General features: G+C 69.2%; 26 protein-coding genes. 11 read left to right on the forward strand and 15 right to left on the reverse strand.

The window, feature by feature from the left end; genetic code table 11:
* Positions 1–284: 284 nt before the first annotated feature.
* Together ASD48_RS17855 and ASD48_RS17860 are read right to left on the reverse strand one after the other, a co-directional pair.
* The gene (locus ASD48_RS17855) at positions 285–1,199 is read right to left on the reverse strand and encodes an IS982 family transposase (RefSeq protein WP_057602647.1); all 915 of its coding nucleotides are present in this window, start codon (positions 1,197–1,199) and stop codon (positions 285–287) included.
* 85 nt (positions 1,200–1,284) lie between these two features.
* Positions 1,285–2,142, reverse strand: a complete 858-nt coding sequence (locus ASD48_RS17860; RefSeq protein WP_057602648.1) for a MerR family transcriptional regulator — start codon at positions 2,140–2,142, stop codon at positions 1,285–1,287.
* A 411-nt stretch (positions 2,143–2,553) separates the two neighbouring features.
* On the opposite strand from ASD48_RS17860, the gene ASD48_RS17865 reads away from it, so the two are divergent.
* Positions 2,554–3,336, forward strand: coding sequence for a sulfite exporter TauE/SafE family protein (locus ASD48_RS17865; protein WP_057602649.1), 783 nt, complete (start codon positions 2,554–2,556; stop codon positions 3,334–3,336).
* 327 nt (positions 3,337–3,663) lie between these two features.
* On the opposite strand, the gene ASD48_RS44770 is transcribed toward ASD48_RS17865, so the two are convergent.
* The 4 genes from ASD48_RS44770 to ASD48_RS44255 form a co-directional block, all read right to left on the reverse strand.
* Positions 3,664–3,975 (reverse strand): hypothetical protein, encoded by a 312-nt coding sequence (locus tag ASD48_RS44770; protein ID WP_242432638.1) that lies wholly within the window; start codon positions 3,973–3,975, stop codon positions 3,664–3,666.
* A 550-nt stretch (positions 3,976–4,525) separates the two neighbouring features.
* Positions 4,526–5,086 (reverse strand): hypothetical protein, encoded by a 561-nt coding sequence (locus ASD48_RS17875; protein WP_199875851.1) that lies wholly within the window; start codon positions 5,084–5,086, stop codon positions 4,526–4,528.
* A 421-nt stretch (positions 5,087–5,507) separates the two neighbouring features.
* Complete coding sequence (locus ASD48_RS46000) at positions 5,508–5,639, reverse strand: hypothetical protein (protein ID WP_282438196.1); 132 nt, start codon at positions 5,637–5,639, stop codon at positions 5,508–5,510.
* A 255-nt stretch (positions 5,640–5,894) separates the two neighbouring features.
* Positions 5,895–6,194, reverse strand: a complete 300-nt coding sequence (locus tag ASD48_RS44255) for a hypothetical protein (protein WP_057602651.1) — start codon at positions 6,192–6,194, stop codon at positions 5,895–5,897.
* Positions 6,195–6,858: 664 nt separating this feature from the next.
* Between ASD48_RS44255 and ASD48_RS17885 the strand changes: the two genes are divergently transcribed.
* Positions 6,859–7,065, forward strand: coding sequence for a hypothetical protein (locus ASD48_RS17885; protein ID WP_348983219.1), 207 nt, complete (start codon positions 6,859–6,861; stop codon positions 7,063–7,065).
* Between the two features lie 230 nt (positions 7,066–7,295).
* Here ASD48_RS17885 and ASD48_RS17890 read toward each other — a convergent pair whose 3' ends face one another.
* On the reverse strand, positions 7,296–7,634 hold the full coding sequence (locus ASD48_RS17890; RefSeq protein WP_057602652.1) for a thioredoxin family protein: 339 nt from the start codon (positions 7,632–7,634) through the stop codon (positions 7,296–7,298).
* 298 nt (positions 7,635–7,932) lie between these two features.
* Positions 7,933–9,072: a PucR family transcriptional regulator gene (locus tag ASD48_RS17895; protein ID WP_057602653.1), complete on the reverse strand. Its 1,140-nt coding sequence runs from the start codon at positions 9,070–9,072 to the stop codon at positions 7,933–7,935.
* An 87-nt stretch (positions 9,073–9,159) separates the two neighbouring features.
* Here ASD48_RS17895 and ASD48_RS17900 point away from each other — a divergent pair, with 87 nt between their 5' ends.
* Positions 9,160–10,215 (forward strand): ferredoxin reductase, encoded by a 1,056-nt coding sequence (locus ASD48_RS17900; RefSeq protein WP_057602654.1) that lies wholly within the window; start codon positions 9,160–9,162, stop codon positions 10,213–10,215.
* Positions 10,216–10,222: 7 nt separating this feature from the next.
* Positions 10,223–11,341, forward strand: coding sequence for an acyl-CoA desaturase (locus ASD48_RS17905; RefSeq protein WP_057602655.1), 1,119 nt, complete (start codon positions 10,223–10,225; stop codon positions 11,339–11,341).
* Between the two features lie 536 nt (positions 11,342–11,877).
* Here the strand turns inward: ASD48_RS17905 and ASD48_RS17910 are convergent.
* A complete protein-coding gene (locus ASD48_RS17910) occupies positions 11,878–12,834 on the reverse strand; it encodes a helix-turn-helix transcriptional regulator (RefSeq protein WP_057602696.1) in 957 nt (318 codons plus the stop codon).
* A 247-nt stretch (positions 12,835–13,081) separates the two neighbouring features.
* Here ASD48_RS17910 and ASD48_RS17915 point away from each other — a divergent pair, with 247 nt between their 5' ends.
* From ASD48_RS17915 to ASD48_RS17930, 4 genes are all read left to right on the forward strand, one after another.
* On the forward strand, positions 13,082–13,927 hold the full coding sequence (locus tag ASD48_RS17915; RefSeq protein WP_057602656.1) for an SDR family oxidoreductase: 846 nt from the start codon (positions 13,082–13,084) through the stop codon (positions 13,925–13,927).
* A gap of 10 nt (positions 13,928–13,937) precedes the next feature.
* Positions 13,938–14,420, forward strand: coding sequence for a nitroreductase family deazaflavin-dependent oxidoreductase (locus ASD48_RS17920; protein WP_057602657.1), 483 nt, complete (start codon positions 13,938–13,940; stop codon positions 14,418–14,420).
* Between the two features lie 325 nt (positions 14,421–14,745).
* Positions 14,746–15,726, forward strand: a complete 981-nt coding sequence (locus ASD48_RS17925) for an aldo/keto reductase (protein WP_057602658.1) — start codon at positions 14,746–14,748, stop codon at positions 15,724–15,726.
* 91 nt (positions 15,727–15,817) lie between these two features.
* Positions 15,818–16,357: an NAD(P)H-dependent oxidoreductase gene (locus ASD48_RS17930; protein WP_057602659.1), complete on the forward strand. Its 540-nt coding sequence runs from the start codon at positions 15,818–15,820 to the stop codon at positions 16,355–16,357.
* A gap of 165 nt (positions 16,358–16,522) precedes the next feature.
* Here the strand turns inward: ASD48_RS17930 and ASD48_RS17935 are convergent, their stop codons facing one another.
* Complete coding sequence (locus ASD48_RS17935) at positions 16,523–17,257, reverse strand: dienelactone hydrolase family protein (RefSeq protein WP_057602660.1); 735 nt, start codon at positions 17,255–17,257, stop codon at positions 16,523–16,525.
* Between the two features lie 474 nt (positions 17,258–17,731).
* Here ASD48_RS17935 and ASD48_RS17940 point away from each other — a divergent pair, with 474 nt between their 5' ends.
* Positions 17,732–18,910, forward strand: coding sequence for an FAD-dependent oxidoreductase (locus tag ASD48_RS17940; RefSeq protein ID WP_057602661.1), 1,179 nt, complete (start codon positions 17,732–17,734; stop codon positions 18,908–18,910).
* Between the two features lie 72 nt (positions 18,911–18,982).
* Positions 18,983–19,876: an RNA polymerase sigma-70 factor gene (locus ASD48_RS17945; protein ID WP_057602662.1), complete on the forward strand. Its 894-nt coding sequence runs from the start codon at positions 18,983–18,985 to the stop codon at positions 19,874–19,876.
* 328 nt (positions 19,877–20,204) lie between these two features.
* Here ASD48_RS17945 and ASD48_RS17950 read toward each other — a convergent pair whose 3' ends face one another.
* A complete protein-coding gene (locus ASD48_RS17950; protein ID WP_057602663.1) occupies positions 20,205–21,110 on the reverse strand; it encodes a pentapeptide repeat-containing protein in 906 nt (301 codons plus the stop codon).
* Positions 21,111–21,839: 729 nt separating this feature from the next.
* Here ASD48_RS17950 and ASD48_RS17955 point away from each other — a divergent pair.
* On the forward strand, positions 21,840–22,406 hold the full coding sequence (locus tag ASD48_RS17955) for a Uma2 family endonuclease (protein WP_057602664.1): 567 nt from the start codon (positions 21,840–21,842) through the stop codon (positions 22,404–22,406).
* 368 nt (positions 22,407–22,774) lie between these two features.
* On the opposite strand, the gene ASD48_RS17960 is transcribed toward ASD48_RS17955, so the two are convergent.
* The 4 genes from ASD48_RS17960 to rpmG form a co-directional block, all read right to left on the reverse strand.
* Positions 22,775–22,960, reverse strand: a complete 186-nt coding sequence (locus ASD48_RS17960; RefSeq protein ID WP_242432639.1) for a hypothetical protein — start codon at positions 22,958–22,960, stop codon at positions 22,775–22,777.
* A gap of 569 nt (positions 22,961–23,529) precedes the next feature.
* Positions 23,530–23,652, reverse strand: coding sequence for a type B 50S ribosomal protein L36 (gene ykgO / locus ASD48_RS17965; protein WP_020132570.1), 123 nt, complete (start codon positions 23,650–23,652; stop codon positions 23,530–23,532).
* Between the two features lie 35 nt (positions 23,653–23,687).
* Positions 23,688–23,948 (reverse strand): type B 50S ribosomal protein L31, encoded by a 261-nt coding sequence (locus ASD48_RS17970; RefSeq protein WP_057602665.1) that lies wholly within the window; start codon positions 23,946–23,948, stop codon positions 23,688–23,690.
* Positions 23,949–24,037: 89 nt separating this feature from the next.
* Positions 24,038–24,202 carry a 50S ribosomal protein L33 gene (gene rpmG / locus ASD48_RS17975; protein ID WP_057602666.1) on the reverse strand — a complete coding sequence of 55 codons (165 nt, stop codon included), beginning with the start codon at positions 24,200–24,202 and terminating at the stop codon, positions 24,038–24,040.
* Between the last annotated feature and the right edge of the window lie 100 nt (positions 24,203–24,302).

Here is a 24,302-nt window from a genome sequence, read left to right on the forward strand (position 1 = left end):
CGAAGGGGACAGGAGGACCTCATGCAAGGTGGCATGACGCCTCTGAGGAATCGCTACCTCGCTGCGTGCTTCATCGTCGTCATGTACCTGCTGGTTGGCGCCCTGTTGGCCGGCTTGCTCGCTGCGGCGCTCTCGCCCAGCGGCGTGTGGGCAGGAGCGGCAGCTCTCATGGGCGGGGCCCTTGGGGCCGGCTTCGGTGTGTGGCGTCTCCGACGGACGCCCGAGGATGAACGCGCCGACGACCACATCTACTAGATGAATGAGTCCAAGGGGTGTTGTTGCGGTCAGTGACCGTAGGCTGTGAGTGATCGTTTGATGGGCTGTCCAGTTTGGTCGTTGTGCCAGATCGCCGCTGTGAGTGCGAGGATCCGGCACAAGACCCGGGCTGACACTCCTGCAGGGCTCTTGCCGCCATGTCGTTCCAGGTTGAGCTGCCCCTTGAAGGTCTGATTGATCGACTCGATGACCTGCCGCAGCGATTTGAACAGGTGTGACCCGGTCGGCTCGGCTTCCCCCTTTCGTGCTGGCCGCAGCAACTTCAGGTGACGCTCGGCAAGGCCGCGCTCGAACTCGCGGCCGAAGTAGTTCTTGTCCCCGATGATCGTCTGCCCGGGGTAAGCGGCGAGGACGTCTGGCACGGTATCGAGCATGTCGCGCAGTGTTTCGCGCTCGTCCGCCTTGGCCCCGGTGAGTGCGAACAGGACCAGCAGTCCGCCGAGTGTGCACACCAGGTGCAGACGCAGCCCCCAGAAGTATCGCGAGTGTGATGCGCAGTAGCCGTACTGGGCCCAGCCTGCCAGGTCCGAGTGTTTGACCGTCTCACGGGAGCAACCGCAACCGACCGGTGTGGAGTCGACCAGCCACACATCGTCGCTCCACAGTGAGGTATCGCGGGCCACGATCCGGATCATGCTGGTGAGCAGTGAGAACGCGGCGCGCAGCCGCTTGTTGTAGCCGGACTGCTGGGGCACGTAGGGAAACAGGTGGCCGAAGTCACGCCCGCCGCGGCGAAGCCAGCGCCGCTCAGAGGTGTATCCGAGCAGCGCCGACATGACCGCGAGCGTGATCAGCTCGGCGTCACTGAGCGTGGGCGAGATTCCGATGGCAGGCCGCCACGGCGCCAGCCACGACGAAGCCTTCAACTCGTCGTCAATCCGGGCATAGAGTGCCGTTGCGAGAGTGTCCAGGTTGTTAGTCACGCATCGACGTAGGACGCCCTTGCCTCATGTCCGCAGATAATCCTCTGGACTCACTAAGGGATCCGGGGCGTGCCCACTGCGGTGACTAGGCGTCACGGTCATGTAACAGGGCCTGGATGAGCCAGGGATACACCGGGATCAGGTTAGGTACTACCTGCCAGCCGTTGACGATCCATACCAGCTGCCAGTATCGGTCTACCCGGGGATCGTGCGCCTCTTCGAACTGCTGGGCCATCCAGTCCCGGAATTCCGTGTCAGGGGTGCGCGCGAGCACCTCGGCGAAGCGGTGCACGAGGTCGTCGATGACGGGTGCGCCCCTGTCGTTGAGCGGGTCGATGCCCGCCTCCAGGGCCTCGGCCACCTTCTGACGGGTGAATTCCATCAGTTCCTCACCGCCGACCAGCTCGGCGAGCTCCACCCACGCGGCGACCTGCTCGCCGGTCGGATCATCGGGGAGGTCGGGAGTGGCAGCGCGAACCATGGCCACCGCGGCCGGGTCGGCATCCACTGTGCCGAAGGTGCCATCCACGAAATCGTCGATCAAACGTCGGCGTTCCTCGCCGGACAACTGCGTGAGCCTGTGCATGAGCTTGGTCTCCTCGGGACTGGACCCGCGGCTGGCCACGACTCGCAGAACGCTCCGACGCAGTCGCAGCATCCGGATCTGGACGTCCATGGCGTCGGCGTGCGCTACGGCGACTTCCGCCACCGAGAGCTCACGGTCCAGTACCCGTTGAATCGTGGCCAGGTCCATGCCCAGCTCGCGCAGTGTGCACAGGAGTTCCAGACGGAGCAGTGCGTCGAGGTCGTAGAGCCGATAACCGGCGGGACTACGGGTGGTCGGCGCTACCACCCCCGAATCGGAGTAGAACCGGATCGTCCTCACAGACAAGCCGGTCCGCCGGGAAAGCTCCCCGATCGAGTAGAGGGTCGTAACGTCCATGTCCCCTACTCTGCTGTCTCCAGTCAGTGGAGACTCAAGGTCATTCCCCAGCCGGGCCCCGACCCAGACGTCCACCGAGTCGCTGAAGCATGCGTCGCGTGCTCTCCGCTGACCGCCAAAATGAAACGGGCACGCCTTGCACGTGCTGGGCGGGCGATGGCAGCGACATGCGACGCCACTCGCTGGCGACCTACGGCTACGAGCCCTTGGACTCAATCATCTAGGCACAGGGCCGTCGCTGAACGTGCGCCCGCGTCACACAACTCGTGCCAGAACCCGAGTTTGGATGGCAGTTGTTCACCGCCTCGGGAGGCGGTTGGATCGGGGCGGGGTCGATGTTCACGAGAACGGAAGGCACCTGATCCGGAGCCTGTTTCGGGTGCCGGCTGGAGAGTGCCGAGGGGGACCGTCGTGGAGTGGTCGAGGGGGTTGCTCGGGTTCGCCGCCGGGCTCCTGATATCCGTCACCACCGCGCCCGTGGGCGTCTCCGGAGCGGTCTTCCTGCTGCCCGTCCAGGTCAGTGTGCTGGGCGTGCCCAGCCCGGCCGTGACACCCACGAACCTGCTCTACAACGTCGTGGCCGGCCCCGGTGCCCTCCTGCGCTACTGGCGGGCCGGACAGCTAGGCGGACCGCTGACCCGGCTCTTGATCGCGGGCACCATTCCCGGCGTCGTCATCGGTGCCGTGATCCGTGTCTACGCCGTTCCCGGCCCTCGAATCTTCCGCCTCCTCATAGCGGCGCTGCTCCTGCCGCTCGGGCTGTGGCTGTGGCTGCGGACCGTACGCCCGGCCCCACCCCACAATCGCCACCAGTCTTCGCCCCACGCGACGACGTCGCTGGCCCTGGCTGTCGGCGTGGCCGGCGGCATCTACGGAATCGGGGGCGGCTCGCTGCTCGGCCCGATCCTCGTCGGTCGCGGCGCATCGGTCGCCACCGTCGCACCCGCCGCCCTGGCCTCCACCTTCGTGACTTCCATCGTCGGCGCGGCCACCTACGCACTGCTCTCCCTCGCCACCACTGGCGACGTCGCCCCCAACTGGCTGCTGGGCCTCTCCTGCGGCGCCGGCGGCCTCCTCGGCGGCTACCTCGGCGCACGCCTCCAGCCGCACCTGCCTGAGATGGCTCTCCGGCTCCTGCTCGGCACCCTGGCCACCGGAATCGGCGCGCTCTACGCAGTCCAGACCCTTCGCTGACCTTGCAGTGGCCAGCCGATCGCCAGGGCACCGGGGTGCTGTCGAAACAGAACATTCCGGCCCGACGCCAACCTTCTAGTGCCTTCCGAACCGGTGTCGAAGTGCTGTCCCGTTCTCGCGTACAGAGCCACCGCTCCCTGGCCACCGGACCGCGACACGCGTCGATCCGGCCTGCGACGTCCCTTGGCCCGTTAGCGGGCCGGCGAGGCCAAGGGACGTCTGCCATGGCCCCGGCCCGACAGCGGGAAGCTAGCCGGGGCCTGCGGACGACGGTGCACGTGTCCTGCCCGGCTCAACGCTCTGGGGGCGGATCAGGTCACCGAGGCGTCAACCGGCGGTGTCACCGTCTTGATCAACGTCAGCGCCGGGCACCGCACGGCGCAGCGGGCCCAGATTCCCGTACAGGGCGGCGTGGAAAGCCGCGGCGAGCTCGCGGGCCCGCCCCTCGCTCGGCACGCCGTGCAGCATGAAGTACACCGGGCCCGCAAAGGCGTCCGATCCGGCCTCCCGCTCGCGGACCAGGCGGCCGACGGCGGCCCGCAGGGCGACGTTCACGGCGTCGTCGACGATGTGGCCCGGGCCGGCGGTCAGCGCATCCGCCTTCACCGTCCACCGCTCGCCCTCGCGTTCGATGCCCACGAACACGGCACGCTACGTCTTGGCCGCCCGATAGGCAGCATCGAACCGGTCGGTGGCGTCCGGGATCAGATGGCCAGGGCAGGGCACGGGCAGCTGCATAGCGGACATCGTGCCAGGAATAATCCTGATTCATCGCATGTGTGCCGGAGTGCGGACGAGATGGCCATCCCTTCCAGGAGGGTGCCTGCCCAAGATCCCCGACAGCGGCAGGCACTCAGCCGGCAGTGGGCCCCTCTCGCAGGCGGGCAGAGGGCCCGTCACAGACAGGATCGGGGCCGCGGGGCCATGGCTGCGCGACCCGAGGTGCATCTGGGGACGGCGCTATCTCGGCCGGGAGTTCCTGGATGTCGACGTCGGCTCAGAGCATTCAACCGTCGCCGACGCTGGAAGCGACGACCCTGCGGTCCTGGTCGCCGGCGACCAGGGCGTGGCGCGGAAGGGACAGGAGCAGGCCGGATGAGTAGAGATACGAGGCTGGGGCTGTGGGCCGCGTGGCGGCTGGGGCGCCGCATGCCCGGTGCGGCTGTCGTGCGGTTGGCGGAGCAGTCGTTCAGACGCTCGTCCAGGCTTCGAGGAAGGCTTTGCGTCCAGCAGGGTCGTCCGACCTGCGGTCGGCGTGCAGGACGCGCCAGGCGGTGAGTTCGAGATCGCGGAGCCACAGTTCTCCGATGACCTGTGTCTTGAGGTCAGGGAGATGGTCGGACTCGACGAGGGCTTGACCGATCACCTCCCCGGCTGCGACGCGTTGGGGCGGTGTCATCTCATCGACAGCCGAGAGGGTCTGTCGGGCCAGGGCGGTTCCTTCGCCTGTCAGGGCTTGCAGCACCTCGGCCTTGATGTTGGCGGGTAGCAGGTAGGCGGTGCCCGAGGACCTCCACAGGTCCGACCAGAAGCGTTCGCCTGCCTCGGTGGGAGCGGGGAGCGCGGCCAGCAGCCCGAGGAGATGACCGGTGGCCGCGTAGCCTCCGGAGTGGGCAGCCGCGACGACCGCGATGCCGGCGACGCGCTCCACATCGAGATGCCGGGCTTCGAGGTCGCAAGCGAGGCCCAATTGGTGTTCCAACTGGTTTGCGAGCGGGGCGGATACGTGGGGGCGGACCTCAGGAAGCATCGGTGATCCTTGCGGGTAGGCGAGCGGAGATGCCCGTTCGGAAGTCCTGATCGTTCCCCAGGACCAGTGGCGCTACTCGGCTTCGGGCGGCCCAAATCGCGGGACATGGTAAGCGCACCGGCGTTCACCCACCGCGAGAGAGTCCACGCCCGGCCAGTCGGCGCCTAGTTTTCGAGCCGGCCTCTCGAAAGGCTGGCCTGTGAGATCTTTTACAGTAGGCCGTGTATCGAAAGTAGATCTTGATCATGGATGATCATGCGCCATCGGGCGCGGCAGACCCGATTTCCGACGGAGCAATAGGCCTGTGGCGGCCTGCACTGGCCGCCCGAAGGGCACCGGTCCATCGACGCGGTGGGGTCCTGGCGGTAGTACGTGTGCGCTCTGCCTGCGGCGCGCGTCTCCGGCTTCTTGTGCCGGCGCCTCACGTCCCGGCCGAGCCGGACAGTGCGCCCAGGTGTTCATGGAGGTGGTGCAGGATCGAGCGTGCGGTGGCCGGGCCGTGGTAGGCCCTCTCGTGGCGCAGTGCCCCTGACAGGCGGGCGTCCTGCGTCATGGTGAGACTGATCGTGAGGCAGGATCGAGCGTGCGGTGGCCGGGCCGTGGTAGGCCCTCTCGTGGCGCAGTGCCCCTGACAGGCGGGCGTCCTGCGTCATGGTGAGACTGATCGTGAGCGTGGCCGCCGCCGCGTCGGACGCCTGGCGGGTGGCGTAGGTCAAACGGGAAGAGTCCTGGCTTACGGGCATGACGTCGGTGCGCATCGCGTGCATCGGGATCGCGTCGTCGCGCTGCCGGTCCAGGGCCCAGCCGGTCACCCCGTGCAGGCGCAGCGCGGCGTGGCCGAGGGCGTACCGGAAGAAGCCTGCGTCGCCGCTAGCGCGTCGTCGCGCTGCCGGTCCAGGGCCCAGCCGGTCACCCCGTGCAGGCGCAGCGCGGCGTGGCCGAGGGCGTACCGGAAGAAGCCTGCGTCGCCGCTGCGGCCCAGCACGGTCTCGGCGAGCAGCCCGAACGGCAGGTCGACGGTGGCCGAGGCCTCGCGGACGGCCTCGTGTGTCTGCCGCAGCAGCCCGTGCCCGCGGTCCTGCGACATGTCCACCGGGATCTGCACCATGTTGGCGAAGTCGCCTACGGCGGTGCGGTGCGGCCTCGTGTGTCTGCCGCAGCAGCCCGTGCCCGCGGTCCTGCGACATGTCCACCGGGATCTGCACCATGTTGGCGAAGTCGCCTACGGCGGTGCGGTGCTCGGGCCGCAGCCGGCCGTGGGACGGCGTGGAGAGGATCATCCTCTCCACGCCGAAGTGCCGGCCGAGGGCGCCGGCGAACGCCGCGGTCAGCAACGAGTACAGTCCCCGATCCCTGAGCACAGGCCCAGCGGCCGACCGAACCCCCGACTCCCCCGCCATGACCAGCTGGTGCGAACCGCGGGTCCCCCTCGTGGGCTCGAACTGCTCGGGGCGTGCTGCGGAGGTGTGTCACGCCCCGAACCATCTGGTCCGGTGCCATCGGCTTCGGCCTGGTCACTTCTCCGAACCAAAAGCCGTCGCCGGGCTGTTACTGGCCCACCTTGACCAGTTCGCCTCAGATGCGATTCGCGCCGGTTCCCGGCTTCACGGAAGACGTGCCACGGCCCGGGACGGGTTGCAGGCGTTCTTCGGCGCCACGGACCGCCCGCAAGTCACCGAACCACTCGTCCGCCTGCGTCGGCCCTTCGTCGCATACGGAGTAACAGCGTCAGCACGTGCGCGGACGAGACCAGGCAGGCGTACACCGACGGCGTGCTCGCCGTCATCGACGGTATCGCCGCTCGTCTGGCGCCCGCCGATCCGCGCCCGGTGCGCACCAAGACCCTCAGCGTCTACGCCATGATGGTCGGAACGCTGCAGCTCTCCCGCGCCCTGGCCGACCGGCGGCTCTCCGACGAACTCCTCGACGAGGGCATCCGCAACGCCCTCACCCTGCTCGGCGTACAGGAGTCCCGCTGACGCGCCGCAGCACCATCCGGCAGCCTCGACGAGCCGCTCCACCCAGCACCAGGCCGACCCCGCCCGCCTCGCCGCCGTGTCCGCACAGAAGCCGTGCGACGGCGACACGAAGACACCTTCCTCGACAAGGCCGCCCAAGCCGCGGACTGCACCGCGGGCCTGAACTCATCACCCGCGTCCGGCAGGCCACCGCTCCCCCACCACCGGGACCCACCACACGCAGCGGCCGCTCAGAGGTGGCCGTCCAGGAACTGGCGTACCTCGGCGACGGTCATGGGCCCCGTGCCGTGCGCCACCGGCTCTCCCTCCTTCAGCAGGACGCAGGACGGGGCCGCGGTGATCCCGTATCGCTCGGTTGCGGCCGGACAACGCGTGATGTCGGCGCGGACGGCCGTCAGGCGGCCCGTGTAGTCGTCGGCGATGTCACCCACGACGAGGTCCATCACCCGGCAGGGCTCGATCGCCTTGGGCCATGTCCCGGTGAAGTAGGCGAGGACCGGAACTCCGCTCATCCCGAGGATGAAATTGAACTCCGCGTCCTCACGGGGCCGGTGAACCCGCTTCGTCATGGACGCTCCTGACCTCACGTTCCGTCATTGCATCCCCATCATCCCTCGCGCGGTGCGCCAGGCCGGCCCGGCCGGTCGTCCGGTCGTCCGGTCGACCTGTCGATCTGTCGACCTGTGGGAAGGCAGGCACGGGGCCGTCGCAGAGCCACGGTGGTCCCCCGGTGCGGGCGGCCCCGGTCCCGGCCGGCCGAGCCAATGCCGCTCTTCCCCGGGCCGTACGAGCCGGCTGACGGCACCGAGAACGAGGCGCGATTGCCGGACCGCTCGCGGACGCGGTCGGGGACGGTCGAAGCAGGCGTCAGCCGACCCGGAGACCGACCGCCAGCGTCAGTTCAAGGACCCGGTGCGGCGATGCGAGATCCGGAAACAGCTCCCGCAGCTGCGACATCCGGTACCGGACCGTCTGGGGATGGACGAACAACGCCGCCGCCACCTCGTCCCGCCTGCCCTGGTGCAGCAGCCACTCCCGCAGCGTCTCCTCCAGCCGCCGTGCGGTCGCGGCAGGCAGGGCCCGCAACGGTGCGAGGGCCCGGGCACGCAGATCTGCGAACGCGTCCGCGTCGGCGCTCAGCACCAGCGCGGGCAGGTGGTCCTCGGTGTCGTGGATATCGGAGGAGAGGGAGCGCGCGCGTACGGCTCGTGCGTACGAGGCGGACGCACGAGTCCATGGCCGGGCCGGGCCGACCACGGCGGTGCGGTCGGTCAGCTGCCGCAGGAGATGTGATCGGTCGGCATCGGGGACGAGCAGCACGCCGGTGGCGTCCGGCAGATCGTCGAGGACGAGGGTGCTCGGGTCGAGCGCGCGGTAGGCGGGCCGGGCCTGGGCGGCGGGCAGCAGGACCGCGGTCAGCGAAACCGGAGGCTGCCATCCGGCCCGCTGAGCGGAGGCCAGCAGCACGTCCGGGCTCGCGCCGGCGAGGAGGTCGCGGGCCAGATGTTCCAGGTGGCGCTCGTGGGCCCGGCCCCGGGCGGCCAGTTCGTCGGCGTGGCCCGCGGCGCTCGCGGCGGAGAGCTCGTCGATGTAGGCGAAGGTCAGCTCGGCGAACTTGGCGACCTCGGCGGCGGGCAGACCCGCGGGTACGGCACCCGCCGCCAGGCCACGCCAGGCCACGCGGGCGCCGACGCGGTAGGCGCTGAGCAGGGCGTCCATCGAGCGGCCGTCGCGCACCTCGCCGCGGCCCAGCTCGTAGGCTGCGTCACCGCCGTCGCCGCCTGTGGCGTTCCCGCTCGCGAGGTCCAGGTAGTGCCCCAGGGCGGTGCGGACGGCTCGGCGGATGGTGGCGCCCATGTGGCCCGAAAGGGCGTTGGCGTAGGAAGGGACCTCGTCGATGATCGCCTCGACGACCTCGTCGGCGGTGGTCTTCAGCGCGGCCCGCAGTGCGGTGACCGTCGTGTCATCCAGGGCCAGTTCGCTGGCCCTCCGGATTGCATGGCTCACGTTTTTGTTCCCTGCGAACAGTTCTACCGACCAGATTCACGTCCTGCGGTCAGGACTTTACGCCCTGAGGCGCAGCAAGCTGGATCCATGACGAGTACAGCCCTCCGCAGCAGGGCGCGGAAACTGCTGGAGATGGTCACGACGCCGCTGCTGCCGTCGGACTACCTCGACCTGGTCAGCCCGCTGCGTGCGGGCGCCGACCTGCGCGGGCGCATCGAGGCCGTGCACCCCGAGACGGGCGACGCCGCGACCATCGTGATCAGACCGGGACGGGGCTGGCGCGGCCACACGGCCGGTCAGTACGTGCGGATCGGGGTCGACGTCGACGGGGTGCGCCTGTGGCGTGCCTACTCCCTCACCTCGCCGACCGACCGCCAGGACGGCCGCGTCACGATCACCGTGAAGGCGATCCCGGACGGCAAGGTCAGCAACCACCTGGTCCGCAGGGCGACACCGGGCACGCTGATCCAGCTCGACCAAGCGACCGGTGACTTCGTGCTGCCGCAGGCCAAGCCCGCCAAGGTGCTCTACCTGACGGCCGGCAGCGGCATCACGCCCGTGATGGGCATGCTGCGCGACACCGAGTTCGACGACGTCGTCATGGTCCACTGCGCGCCACAGCCGCAGGACGTGATCTTCCGCAGCGAACTGCACGACCTGGTCGCGGACAAGAAGCTGCGGCTCACCGAGGTGCACACCGACACAGACGGCATGCTCGACATCGCCCGTCTCGGCGAACTCGTGCCCGACTGGGCCGAGCGCGAGACCTGGGCCTGCGGGCCCGCGGGCCTGCTCGACGCCGCCGAGGAGCACTGGAGCGGGCACGGCGTTCAGGAGCGCCTGCACACCGAACGCTTCCGCCCCGGCATCGTCGTCGCCGGCGACGGCGGCGAGGTCACGTTCAGCACCACCGGCAAGACCGTCGACGCGGACGGCGCCACGCCGTTGCTGGACGTCGGCGAGGAGGCGGGCGTGCTCATGCCCTCCGGGTGCCGCATGGGCATCTGCTTCGGCTGCGTCACGCCGCTCAAGGCCGGCGCCGTCCGCGACCTGCGCACCGGCGAGATCACCGAGGCAGAGCCGGGCGTCCTCATCCAGACCTGCGTGTCCGCCGCGGCGGGCCCCTGCGACATCGAACGGTAGGAGCACCTTGACCGCCATCGACCCCACCGCCCACCTGACCGCGGAGCAGATCGAGGAGCTCGGCCGCGAGCTGGACGCGATCCGCGACGAGGTGATCGCCAGCCGTGGCGAGAAGGACGCCGCCTACATCCGCAAGGTCATCGCGGCGCAGCGCAAGCTCGAGCTGGCCAGCAGGGGTGTGCTGCTGTTCTCGTTCTTCCCGCCCGCGTGGCTGATCGGCACCGCCGGTCTGTCCGTGGCGAAGATCATGGACAACATGGAGATCGGCCACAACATCCTGCACGGCCAGTGGGACTGGATGCGGGACCCGAAGATCCACTCCACCACCTGGGACTGGGATCACGTCTCGCCGGCCGACCAGTGGAAGCACTCGCACAACGAGCTGCACCACACGTACACCAACGTGATCGGCAAGGACAACGACCTCGGCTACGGCATCATGCGCGTCGACGAGGACCAGAAGTGGCACCCGTTCCACCTCGGCCAGCCGCTGTGGAACTTCCTCAACGCCTGCTTCTTCGAGTACGGCATCGCAGCCTACGACCTGGAGCTCGGCAAGAACCTGCACAAGCGCCGCCGCAAGAACCCGGAGTTCCGCGCGCGGGCCAAGGCCGTGGGCCGCAAGATCCGCAAGCAGGTGCTCAAGGACTACGTGATCCACCCGCTGCTGTCGGGCCCGTCGTTCCTCACCACGCTCGCCGCCACGTTCACCGCGAACCTGGTCCGCAACATCTGGACCCACTCGGTGATCATGTGCGGGCACTTCCCCGAGGGTGTGCAGGTCTTCGAGCGCCGCTCGATCAGGGGCGAGACGCGCGGCCAGTGGTACCTGCGCCAGATGATGGGCTCGGCGAACATCAGCGGCAGCAAGGCCATGCACTTCATGACCGGCAACCTGTCGCACCAGATCGAGCACCACCTGTTCCCGGACCTGCCGAGCAACCGGTACGCCGAGGTCGCGGTGAAGGTGCGCGCGCTGTTCGAGAAGTACGAGCTGGAGTACGTCACCGGGCCGCTGCCCAAGCAGGTGTTCTCCGCCTGGCACAAGGTCTTCAGGCTCTCGCTGCCGAACAGGAAGCCCAAGGTCACGACGCCGGACCGCGAGCAGGAGCTCGTCGCGGCCTGATTCCCGGCACTGGTTCAGTTCTTTCGGCCGTACCGGCGGTGCCGCCGGTACGGCCGAGATCCGTTGCGGACGGTGGGCGGCCGCGGCATCGGACCGTACGGCACGGGATCCGGCCGGCCCGGTGCCCTTGGCCGGCTGTGCTGCCTGGACGTGCGCCAGGAGCTCAGCACACAGCCCCCGGCGAGGTGTAGCGGTGCGCTGACCTGCCGTGGCCGGGCCGGTGGTCGGGTGCGTACGCGCCGGTTCGCCGACGGCGGGCTGGGTGGAAGGCAGGGACTGTGCCATGGACGCTGCCGGAACCGATGCTCGCCGCCCCTGTGTCCGACCCTGCGCTGCTGCCGGGGTGGGCGGGTGAGCCGAAGTTGTGGCGGGGGTTGGCAGTTGTCCGTTTGTCCGCAGCGCCCCGAGCTGGAATGCAACGTCACCTCAGCGGTCTCGCGTAGACGGCTGGGCCGTTTCTGCCCTTGATGCATCGGTGGCGGATGCTGCCGCTGCTCCGCAAAAGATGCCGCAGATCGGCTCACGTGGCTCGTCGGTCAGTCGGGTGTCTCGGATGAGTCGGCCGGCTCGGAGTCGTTGGCCTGCGCGGACCGCTCGATGCCGTCGGTCGCGGCCCAGCTGGCCAGCAGGTTCAGGGCGTCCTGCGAGGGTGAGTGGGGCTCGGCGGTGTAGGTGAGGAGGAACTGGCTGGGTCCGTCGGGGAGCGGGAAGGTTTCGAAGGGCAGGTCGAGGTCGCCGACGAGCGGGTGGTGGAGGAGCTTCACGCCGGTGGTGTGCATGCGGACGTTGTGGGCCGCCCAGCGGTGACGGAATTCCTCGCTGCGGGTGGACAGCTCCCCGATCAGGTCCGTCAGCCGTCGGTCATAGAGGTCCCGGCCGGCCTCGGCGCGCAGCATGGCGACTGTGTCGCCTGCGACTTCGTCCCAGTGGCGGAAGAACTCGATCGCGTGCGGGCTGAGGAAGACGAACCGGGCGTTGTTCGGCGGCCGTGCCGGGTCGGCGTAGACGGGTGAGAACAGAGCGCGCCCGAGGTGGTTGGCGGCCAGGATGTCCCCGCGCCCGCTGAGGATGAACGCGGGTGTGCCGCTCATGGAGTCGAGGACGCGCTGCACCGTGGGCCGGATGCGCCGCTGGGCCGGGCGGCGGCGCGGCGGGCGGGTGGTGCCGGCGCCGCGCAGGAGGTCGAGCAGGTGGATGCGCTCGGCCTCGTCGAGCTGGAGTGCCTGGGCGATGCCTTCGATGACGCTTTCGGAGACGCCGGTGGCGTTGCCGCGTTCCAGCCGGGTGTAGTACTCGCTGGAGATGCCCGCGAGGAGGGCGACCTCCTCGCGGCGCAGCCCGGTGACCCGTCGGCGTTCTCCGCCGTACAGGGGCAGTCCGGCCTGTTCGGGGGTGACCCTGGCCCGTCGTGTGCCGAGGAATTCCCGGATCTCCGCACGGAAATCGTCACGGATGTCGCGATTTGTGCCGTTTGGGTCGTTTCTGCCTGCCATGCGCTTCACCCTACGAGCGCATCCGCCGGGTTGGGGGTCCCTGTCAGTGACCCCCTCAAGAGGGACTCCCACCCTCGCGTGACAGCCGGTTTTGTTGGTGGTGCACCGCCCCGCGGTGTGAACGGCCCGGACAGGGCGGCGCCTGTGCCACCGGTCCCAGCCCCCTTCTGCGGCGCTGTCCGCGCTGCAGACATCACCCCCGCACACAGCGGGTGCCGGATCACGGTGCCTGAAAGGAAATCCCCTCATGAGCAAGGTCATTCTCGTCACCGGTGCCGGACGCGGTCTGGGCACCGACATCGCCCGGGAGGCCCTCGCCGCCGGCCACCAGGTCGTCGCCACCGGCCGCCGCCCCGCAGAGGTCGAGAAGACCCTCGGCGGGCCGCAGGACAACCTGCTGGTCACCAAGCTGGACGTCACCAGCATCGAGGACGCCGAGGCGGCCGCGCAGGCCGCCGTCGACCGCTTCGGCCGCATCGACGTCCTGATCAACAACGCCGGGAACCTGTTCACCGGCTACTTCGAGGAGATCTCGCCCGCGCAGATGCGCCGACAGTTCGACACCAACCTCTTCGGACCGATGAACGTCACCCGCGCCGTCCTGCCCGTCCTGCGCAAGCAGCGCGCCGGCCACATCATCACCATCACCTCCACGGCCGGGCTGGTCGGCATGGAGTTCACCTCCGCCTACGCCGCCTCCAAGTTCGCCGAAGAGGGCTGGATGGAGTCCCTGCGCCACGACGTCGAGCCGTACGACATCCACACCACGATCGTGGAGCCCGGCTACTTCCGCACCGAACTCCTCGTGGACGGCTCCACCACCTGGCCCGAGCTGTCCATCGACGACTACGCCCCGCGCACCGCCCCCAGGATCGAGGGCATGAAGAGCATGAACGGCAAGCAGCCCGGCGACCCCGCCAAGCTCGCCCGCGCCCTGCTCACCATCGCAGGCCAGGACAAGCCCCTGCACCGCTTCGTCGCCGGCGCGGACGCCATCGAGGCCGCCGAGGCCAAGGCGAAGGAACTCCTCGCCCAGGCCGAGGCATCCCGCGAACTGGGCGACAGCCTGGCCTACGACGACACCCGCGTCTGAGGGGGACAACATGCCCCTCAAAGGCGAGTACGAGCCGAGCAAGGCGCAGTTCGTACGTGACCAGGTGGAGTTGTACGAGAGCTCCGGCGGTACGCAGGGAACGACACTGAGTGTCCTGGTCGCACGGGCCGAAGACGAGCGGCTCCGCGACCTGCCCGTCGTCATCCTGACCACCCTGGGCGCGAAGAGCGGCAAGATCCGCAAGACCCCGGTCATGCGGGTGGAGCACGACGGCACCTACGCCGTCATCGCCTCCATGGCAGGAGCCCCCAACCACCCGGTCTGGTATCACAACGCGGTGGCCGACCCCCGCGTCGAACTCCAGGACGGCCCGGCGCGCCAGGACATGCTGGCACGCGAGGTGACCGGGGAGGAGAAGGCCGTGTGGTGGGCCCGAGCCGTCGAGGCGTTCCCCGGCTACGCCGAGTACCAGAAGAACACGGACCGTGAGATCCCGGTCCTCGTCCTGGAGCCGGCGGCCCAGGAGCACTGACGAGGCGCAGCCGGTTCAGCCTGCGGATGCCCTGGCTGGTCAGTGCGCGGATGGCCGCCTGGACGAAGCACATCACGACGAACGCAGCATCAATGCCCTCGGCAGCCTGACCCACGACGGCACCGACGCCTGAGCAACGCGCGCCCCGCGTCCCTGCCGAGGCGCATGCCCCCGCCGGGCGCGCCTACGGCGCCGACCCGCTACCTGGGCAACAGCGCCCGCGCCGGCAACGCGGACCACCGAAACACGGCCCGCCATGTGGTGGCGCACCCCCCTGATCACGACCACCGACCGGGCCTGACGGCCCTCATGAAAGGAGCACCTGATGAAGCACGTGTCACTGGGCGGGCTCGATGTCTCCCGCATCGGCCTGGGAGCCATGACCATGGCCGGCACCTACACCACGGGCGGAGGGCTCGACGACGCCGAGTCGATCCGCACCATCCACCGGGCCCTGGACCTCGGGGTCACCCACATCGACACCGCCGAGATCTACGGCCCGTTCCACAGCGAGGAAATCGTCGGCAGGGCCATCAAGGGACGCCGCGACGACGTCGTCGTGGCAACGAAGTTCGGTCTCGTCTCCCACTCCGGCAACGGCCCCGGCGTCATCGACAGCAGCGCCCACAACGTGAAGGCCGCGGTCGAAGGCTCGCTCCTGCGGCTCGGCACCGACCACATCGACCTCTACTACCAGCACCGCGTCGACCCCAACACCCCCATCGAAGAGACCGTCGGCGCGCTGGCCGAGCTGGTCGCCGAAGGCAAGGTTCGCCACATCGGACTCTCCGAGGCCGGACCCGAGACGATCCGCCGGGCACACGCCGTGCACCCGGTGGCCGCCCTGCAGACCGAATACTCGCTGTGGACCCGCGACGTCGAGACCGAGATCCTCCCGCTGCTGCGCGAGCTCGGCATCGGATTCGTGCCCTACTCCCCGCTCGGGCACGGCCTGCTGACCGGGCAGATCCGCACCGTCGACGACTTCACCGACGACGACTGGCGCAAGACCAACCCGCGCTTCACCGGCGACAACTTCCAGCGCAACCTGCGCATCGTCGACGAAGTACAGGCCATCGGCGCCGAGATCGGAGCCACTGCGGCGCAGACCGCGCTGGCCTGGCTGCTGACCCGCGGCGACGACATCGCCCCCATCCCCGGCACCCGGCGGGTCCCGCGCGTCGAAGAGAACACCGCCGCCGACGCCATCGAACTCAGCGCCGCTCAGCTCGACCGCCTGAACAACCTCACACCGGCCGCGGGCGAGCGCCACGACGAGGCGAACATGGCCACCATCGACCGGTGATCTGACGCCCCGGCGACTTGCCGACCCGTCACCCCCGACCACCCCGCGTCCCTTCATCCATTTCACTGATCACTGAAAAGGTTCTCTCACCATGTCCAAGGTCCTCCTTGTCGTAGGCCACCCCGACCTGTCCCGGTCGAAGGCCAACAAGGCCCTGGTGGACGCCGTCCGCGAGCTGGCCCATGTCACCGTGCACGACCTCTACGCCACCTATCCCGACTTCCGGATCGACGCCGAAGCCGAGCAGGCGCTGCTGGCCGACCACGACGTGATCGTCTTCCAGCACCCGGTGTTCTGGTACAACACCACCCCCCTGTTCAAGCAGTGGCAGGACAAGGTCTTCACCCTCGGCTGGGCCTTCACCATGGACGGCTCCGCCTCTCAGCTGGCCGGCAAGAAGGCCGTCGTCGCCGTCACCGCCGGAGTCCCCGCCGACCACTACACCCCCCAAGGCGCGAACCAGGCCACCATCGAGACCCTCCTCGGCAACTGGCACGCCACCCTGAGGCTTTGCCAGTTCGACATCCAGCCGATGGTCAAGCTCTACGGCACCGCCTTCGGCCTTTCCGACGAAGACCTGGGCACCGCCGCCAAGCAGTACAACGAGCTGCTCGCCTCCTTCGCCGCCTGACCGCACTCACAACAACAGCCTTCCTCGCCGATCGCGGCACAGCGGTGATGGGCATGCAGGTCTCCGGTCACTCTTCACCGGATCGACGCCGAGCAACCGGAGATCCGGGCGGCGGCCGCGCGGTTGCCCGGCGACACCGGCCTGGAAGGCCCGCGCCGGAGCGCCTCAGCTCCTGGTCAGGGTGCGCCCGAGAAGGGGCAGCAGGCGGTCCCAGTGGCGCTGGAGTGCGGCGGGGTCGAAGGCATCGGTGTCAGACATGGTGAAGCCATGAACGGTGCCGGGATAGATCTCGGAGGTGTAGCCGACACCCGCCGCATCCAGGGCCTTGTTGAGCTCGCCGAGAGCCTCGGGCGTCAAGTCGCTCTCGGCATGGCCGAAGTGGACCTCGGCGGAGAGCCTGGAAAGGCTGTCGGGTCCGTCGGCTCCCACCGGGCCGTGGAATGCGGCGAGGGCGGTTATCCGGCCGGGGTGGGCCGCGGCGGTGCGCGTCGCCAAGAGGCCACCGATGCAGTAGCCGGTCACCGCGACCGGTCCTGCGCCGACCTCGGGCTGAGCAGTGAGGAACCCGAGGTATGCGTCAGCGTCCCGCAGGACACGGTCGGCGGTGTGCGCCTCGATCAAGGGCATCAGCTGAGCGAAGACCGCGGGCCGGGCCTCTTCTCCGATGTGCTCGGGAAGTTCGATCACCGGTGCCGGACCGTGCCGGTAGAAGAAGTTGGGGACGAGCACGTAGTACCCGTGCCCGGCCAGCTCGCGGGCCATTTCCCGCAGTACGGGCCGGATGCCGAAGCCGTCCGCGTACAGCAGCACCCCTGGGTGCTGCTCGCCGTGGACGGGGAAGGCGGCGAAAGCATCGGCGTGGCCGTCCGCGGTGGGGATCTGCAGCGTCTTGGTGGGCATGGATTCTCCTGTCGTGGTTGATGGGTCGAGCCTGTGATCAACACGACGGAGGAGGAGCCCGCGCGGCAGCGCACGATCCTCGATCGGACAGCGGGCCCGCGCCGGCCCGTACGGCGCTCAGGAGGGCACCGGGTCACCCATCCGTGTGTGGCGCAATGCCGTCCCGGTGGTCATGTCTGCAACATAGCCCACCCGCCGATGCCGCCGCCAACACCGGCAGGAATCCCTGCAGTTCGCAAGAACGATCTCGGCCGACACCTCGCTCCCGAACCCGCTCGACGCACCGCCCGGGGTGATGCCGTTCTCTCCGCTTTGGCCGCGCGGGCCCGGACGCTGCGGGGCCTTCGTCCCAGCACACCAATGACGCGCACGAGGTGACGTGGATCACATCTGCGGCCTGTCACGTCCGGTGCGGGCTGCTTGTCCCATGGGCGTCACCGGCACCGATGCCGGTACCCGACCTTGGGAGATCCGATGAACAACGGCCATCACATCGTCGTCCTCGGCGCCGGCTACACCGGCTTGTTCGGCACCATCCGGCTGGCCCACCGCACCCGCCGGACCGACGTGAAGATCACCCTGGTCAACCCGTCGAGCCGGTTCGTCGAGCGGCTGCGGATGCACCAGATCGCCGCCGGTCAGGAGCCGGCCGACCACCAGATCCCCGACCTGCTCTCCGGGACCGGTGTCACGTTCGTCCAGGGCACCGCCACCGCCATCGAGCCCGAGGCCCGGCAGATCACCGTCGACGGCACCAAGACCCTCGGATACGACACGCTCGTCTACGCGCTGGGCAGCTCGACCGAGACCGGCAAGGTCCCCGGCGCCGACATCCACGCGTTCACCCTCAACACCCCGGAGACCGCCTGCCGGTTTGCCGCGCGCCTCACCGAGGTCGCCGCGTCCGGCGGCACGGTCACCGTCTGCGGCGGCGGCCTGACCGGCATCGAGGCGGCCACCGAGATCGCCGAGAGCCACCCTGGCCTGAACGTCACGCTGATCAGCCTGGACGAGCCCGGCGGCATGCTGGGGCCAAAGGCCCGCGCCTACCTCTACGGCGCGCTGGAGCGCCTCGGCGTCACTCTTGAGACCGGCGCCCGCGTCACCAAGGTGCTGCCCGACGCCGTCGAACTGGCCGACGGCCGGCTCATTTCCTCCGACGCCTGCCTGTGGACCACCGGCGTCAAGGTGTCGCCGCTCGCCGCCGACGCCGGGATCGCCACCGACGACCACGGCCTCATCCTGGTAGACGCCACCCTGCGTTCGGTCTCCCACCCGCAGATCCGCGCCATCGGCGATGCCGCCGCCGTCCGTCAGGCCTGGGGACAGATCCACGGCACCTGCCAGAGCGGTCTGCCCACCGCCCAGTACACCGCCGACGCCATCGCGCGGCTCGTACGCGGCAAGGCCGTCAAGCCGTTCCGCTTCGGCTACTTCCACCAGCCGGTCAGCCTCGGCCGCCGTGACGCCGTCATCCAGTTCACCAAGGCCGATGACACCCCCCGCCGCATGCATCTCACCGGCCGGAGCGCCGTCGCATACAAGGAGCTGGTCAGCGCCAGCCCGCTCACGACCTACCGGCTCAGCAAGCGCATGAACGTCACCACCATCATCTCCAAGGGCGGCCGCGCCACCCGCAAGCCCGCGGCATGACGGGCGCCCAGGCTCCCAGCGCCATGATCTCGGGCCTTGCCGCCCTGGTTGCAGCGCTGGCAGCATGAGCCGATGGTCGACGCCAGGGACGAGAAGGACCCGTACCTCGAACACCGCAGGCTTCTGTTCGCCACCGCCTACCGCATGCTGGGCAGCGTCACCGACGCCGAGGACGTCCTCCAGGACACCTGGCTGAGCTGGAGCACCGCAGACCACGACGCCATCCGCCACCCCAAGGCCTATCTGGTGCGCACGGTCACCAACCTCTCGTTGAACCGCCTCACCTGCGCACAGGCAACCCGCGAAACCTACATCGGGCCGTGGCTGCCCGAGCCCCTGCTGACCTCTCCCGACATCGCCGCGGAGACCGAACTGGCCGACAGCGTCTCCACGGCGATGCTGGTCGTCCTGGAAACCCTCAGCCCCGTAGAACGCGCCGTCTTCCTGCTCCGCGAGGTCTTCGGCTACTCGCACGCCGAGATCGCCGAGACCCTCGAACGTCCAGAGCCGACAGTCCGCCAGATCGCCCACCGCGCACGCGAGCATGTCCAGGCCCGCCGCCCCCGCTTCGACGCCGACCCGACCCGGCGCCGGCAGATCACCGCCCACTTCCTGCAGGCCTGCGCGGGCGGCGACCTGAACGCCGTCATGGAGCTGCTCGCCCCCGACGTCACCGCCTGGTCCGACGGCGGCGGCAAGGTCACCGCCGCCCGCCGCCCCCTGCACGGCACTGACCACGTTGCGCGCTGGATCGTGGGTTTCCTGGCCAAGCCCGAACTGGCCGCCCTGACGATGGAGCCGGCCCTCGTCAACGGCGAGCTCGGTGTCCTGGCCGCCCTCGGCGGACACACGGTCGGCGTCTTCACCTTCGACCTCGCCGACGGCCGCATCCAGAACCTGCGCTTCCAGGTCAACCCCGAAAAGCTCAGCGGTCTGACCCCCGACAACAGCTTGGCGCTGCCCTGAAGCATGACCGGCAGACCCTGGGGGCGCGCCGCCGAGGTGTCAGGTCTGCCGCCCCCGTGCGGCGCCCGATCCGGAACCCCGAGCAGCGGACCGGCCGGCTGACCCGCTGGTGCCTTGGAGGTGGTTTCGCCGGCTCGGGAACGTCCACAGAGCGGGCGGCGAAGCCGACGAGGTGGCGCGAGGCGGTGGCCGCAATCATCTTCGTGGCCACCCGGGATACGCACGAAAACAACTGCCAACTGCCCACGGGCTTCGGGCTGGCGGGGGGGGGGGGGGACATCTTTCCGCCGGTTCACCGTGAGTCGAGGTTGCGGAAAGCGGGCTGTCGTCATGCAGGCAGACCTCGGGTGTCCTTGCGGACGGTCCTATCAAAATTCGCCGTCGACAGGTTCTTCGCTCCGGTGAAGTCGGCGCCGGTAAGGTCCGCTCCGGTGAAGTCCGCGTCACGGAGGTCGGCTTGCCTCAGGTCCGCTCCGCGCAGGATCGCGCCGGGCAGACTGGCACGGACGAGGCTGGCCCGCTGCAGGTCGGCATCCTCCATCTCAGATCCATTCAGGTTTGTATCGTCGAAGTGCGCCCCGGCCGCCTGGATCCGCCTGAGGTCGGCTCGCCTGATCTGCGACCGTGCCAGATCCGCATGGGTGAGGTCGGCGTCCGCCAACTGGGCCTCATTCAGCGTTGCTTCCTGCAAAGCTGTGCCCGCCATGCCCGCCCCGGTCAGACGGGCGTGCTCCAAGTCCGCGTCACTCAGATCTGCGGAAGTGAAGTCCGCCTCCGGAAAATTGATACCGATAACGCGTTGGCGCGCCCGGTCCCACATCCCCATGTAGCCCAAGTGGTGCAGGCGAACGCCGCGCAGGTTGAAGTCGCCCTTGCCGTCACGCGCGGGATCCCGGTTGGCCAGCACCGTCATGGCCCCCTGGACGTCCGCGGCCGGGTGGGCATCGGCTGAGCCGGCCACCCTCCCGCGGGCGTGCTCACGAACGTATGCCGTAAGCAAACTGACGATGGTGGGCTGGTCGGGCGGCGAGTCCCGCATGAGACGCTCCAGGCCATAGATGCCGCCAAGGCGGACATCCACAGCCGGTGAGGCGAGGCTGCCGACTGCTGCATTGAACCGGCCGGTCACCTGCCCTTGCTCGGCGATCTGCAACCGTTCTCCCGACTGCTCGACCGAAGCCCAGGTGAACAGCAGGGCGGCAAGAGAGGCGATGCCCGGCAGCGACAGCGCCACCAACTGCAGTCGGTTCCCCGCTGTACGGTCGTCCGTGCGAGAACGTCTTGCCGGCCTTGGGCTTTTGTGACGTGTGCCGCGGTGAAGGATTCGGCGCAACTGCGGCAAGGTGCTCAGCCTGGGCATACAGCCATGGAACCCCGAAAAACCGGGATGAACCGGGATTGTGGCGGTGCGGCGACCGGCAGCTTCGGGCGAACGGTCGAACGATCACCGTCGTGTCCTCCACGGCCGGGGCGTCACACACTACGACGGGTCGGTCGAATCTCACGGGCAGCTCACGGACAGGCTGCGGCACGGTCTCCACCAGATCCCCTACCGCGGCAGCCCCACCGACGGGGTGTCTCACCGAACCGGCCCCACCTTGACCACATCACGGCAACAACGTTGGACTACATCGAGACTGGGCGCCGCCAACGAGCCTGCTCCACGCTTCATGGCAACCTCGGCGAGGCCACGGATGCCGCGCAGCTTGAATACCGTCGCCTCGGTGGTAGGGGCCGATTACGGGCTGGGCAGGGCCAGCATCCGCTACATGCCAGATCGCGGGGACACTGTTCCGCTCCCCCGGCGCCGAGCCCATCGCGCCCGTTCCTGCCTGCCATGGCCTGCCGGTCGCGGCGCCACAGCAAAGGGGGGTGTGGGTGAGATCAGCGGGTCGGACGGATGGCAGACAGTAGGCTGAATCAGCGGGATTGGGCCCGCCGCATAGCGTCCGGGAGGTGCTTCATGACGGCCGAGATGATGGCCCCGGCGTGGATGCATGAGCAGATCACGGCGGAGGAGTACGACTCCTGGTCCGAGGAGCAGTGCACCGGCATCGAGGTCGTGGACGGGATGGTCGTCGTGAGTCCGAGTGCGTCCAAGCGGCACCACCGGCTGGCCCGGATTCTGGCGAACGCCCTCGATGCCGCCGCGGGCCCGGAGTGGAATGCCGACACGGACTTCGACGTCCGGCTTCAGGACGTCCCGCTCACCAATCGCCGCCCAGACGTCGTCGTGTACCGCGCAGACACGATCGATGTCACCCCTACCCGCCCTGAGCACGTGCTTCTGGTCACGGAGGTGGTGTCGCCCGGTTCGGAGACCACCGACCGGATCGTGAAGGTCGACCAGTACGCCAAGGCAGGCATCGGCTTCTACTGGCGAATCGAGCAGGCCGCGACAGGCGTTCCTCTCGTGTACACCTACATTCTCGACCCCGCAACGAAGACCTACCGGGACGGAGACGTGTTCACCGGCATCCTCAAGGTGGCGGCCCCCTTTCCGGTGGAGATCGATCTCGGCCGGATCTGACTCCCACGCTGCTCAGCAGCCGGCAGCGCGTGAGGTTTGCCGTGCGGTTCCAGGGCAGACAGCACCGCACGGCAGTGCCGGGCACCCCACCACTCGCCCATCGGCGGAGGGTGCCGCCGGGGGCTTCGACGAGGTGACAGGCGATGGGCAGGCCGGTGGCGTCGTGGTGTGAACGGGAGAAGCGCCGGAGGCGTGCATATACCTCGCGACCGGGGGCAGCAGCGAAGATGAGCTCGACGCAGCGCCGTCCCCCCGGCCGTTCGAGCGCACGCCGGCCCCACCCCCCTCCCCCCCGGGGCAGTGGGGCCGGCATATCCCCCTCGCAGACCGAGCCGTCGATGCCGCCCTCACGCCCCGCCCCGTTCCGCTCAGGCAGCCGGTTCGGGAACCTCGCCAGGCCTGACCGGCACGATCTCGACACGGGTGCAGCCCACCGCTTTCAGTTCGGTGCGGCGGTGCTTCGCGGACCGCTTGTCGTACCTGCCGGCGGACGCCTGCGGGGTTCCGTCGGGGTCGGTCCACAGGAGACCGTAGTTCTGCGTCGCGCTCGTCATAGCGATCATCATTTCCCCGCCCCCGGTAGCCGTAAGCACACAGCGGGGCACCCGTGGATGATCACGTGGCCGCCGGTCCCCCGGCAGGGGCAGCGGGCGCTGCCGCTACGTGAGCTGCGGCAGCGAAGAGTCCCGGCTCAGGAACGGGACACTCCTGGACACCGGTCCGGGCAGGCCGGGTTTCTGGCCGGCTCGGCCGGCGGGCCTGCGCAGGCGGGGTGCCGAGTGTCTCAGCGGGCACGGCGGGACGATCGCCGCCACCCGGAGAGAGCAAGGTGTGCGCGGCTGTTCGTGAACGGGGCCGCGCCGGCGGCAAAAACGTCTGCGGCCCCGGGCCGGCGAGGATGCCGGACCGGGGCCGCAGACGATAGAGCGTGGTCGTGAAGGGCGGTCGCCTACGCGGCGAAAGGCTCTGCGGGGCTTCAGCCGGACGATCGTCCCCGCAGGCAATAGGTGAGGCCCGGGGACACTGTCCCCTCCACGATCACATCGTCCACAACACCGTCCGCCGCACCGGCATTCCCGCCCCCTTCACCGAGCCGGCCGGCCGGCTCGGTGAGCGGGTGCCGTCAGCCCTGGCGGGCCTTGAAGCGGGGGTTCTTCTTGTTGACGACGAAGACCACGCCCCGGCGGCGCACCACCTGGGCCCCCGGTCGGGACTTCAGTGAGCGCAGGGACTTGCGTACCTTCATGGTCTGCTTCCTCCTGTCCGGATGACGGCCCGCGGTCAGGGGCGGGCCGGGGCTGCGCGGCCGTAGCGGCGCTCGAACCGCTCGACCCGTCCAGCGGTGTCCACGACCCTCGAGGTGCCGGTGTAGAACGGGTGGCTCGCCGATGAGATGTCGACATCGACCAGCGGGTAGGTGTTGCCGTCCTCCCACTCGACCGTCCGGTCCGAGACCGCGGTGGAGCGGGTGAGGAAGAGGGCGTTCGCGGCGCGGTCACGGAAGACGACCTGCCGGGATTCGGGATGGATGCGGGGCCTCATGGGGTTTCCTTTCCTGTCGCTGTCTGCCTTCCGGCTGCCTGCCCTACGGCCGCCTGCCTTACGGCTGTCCGCCGGGGCGGAAGCGTGGTTCAGCGTTCCTCGCGGAAGGCGGTGTGCTTCCCCGCGAGCGGGTCGTACTTGCGCAGGACGAGCCGGTCGGGGTCGTTGCTGCGGTTCTTGCGGGTCACGTAGGTGACGCCGGTCCCGGCCGTCGACTTCAGCGTGACGACGGGACGCATGCTGCTGCGTGCCATGAGGTCCTCCTTTCACCCACACCCTCCGGATTGACCGGAGCATGTCAGTTACATGGTGTGGAACAACCTCCCCGGCCCTCTCATTCCCGGCCGGCCGGCA

Source organism: Streptomyces sp. Root1310 (assembly GCF_001426425.1).
Lineage (GTDB): Bacteria > Actinomycetota > Actinomycetes > Streptomycetales > Streptomycetaceae > Streptomyces.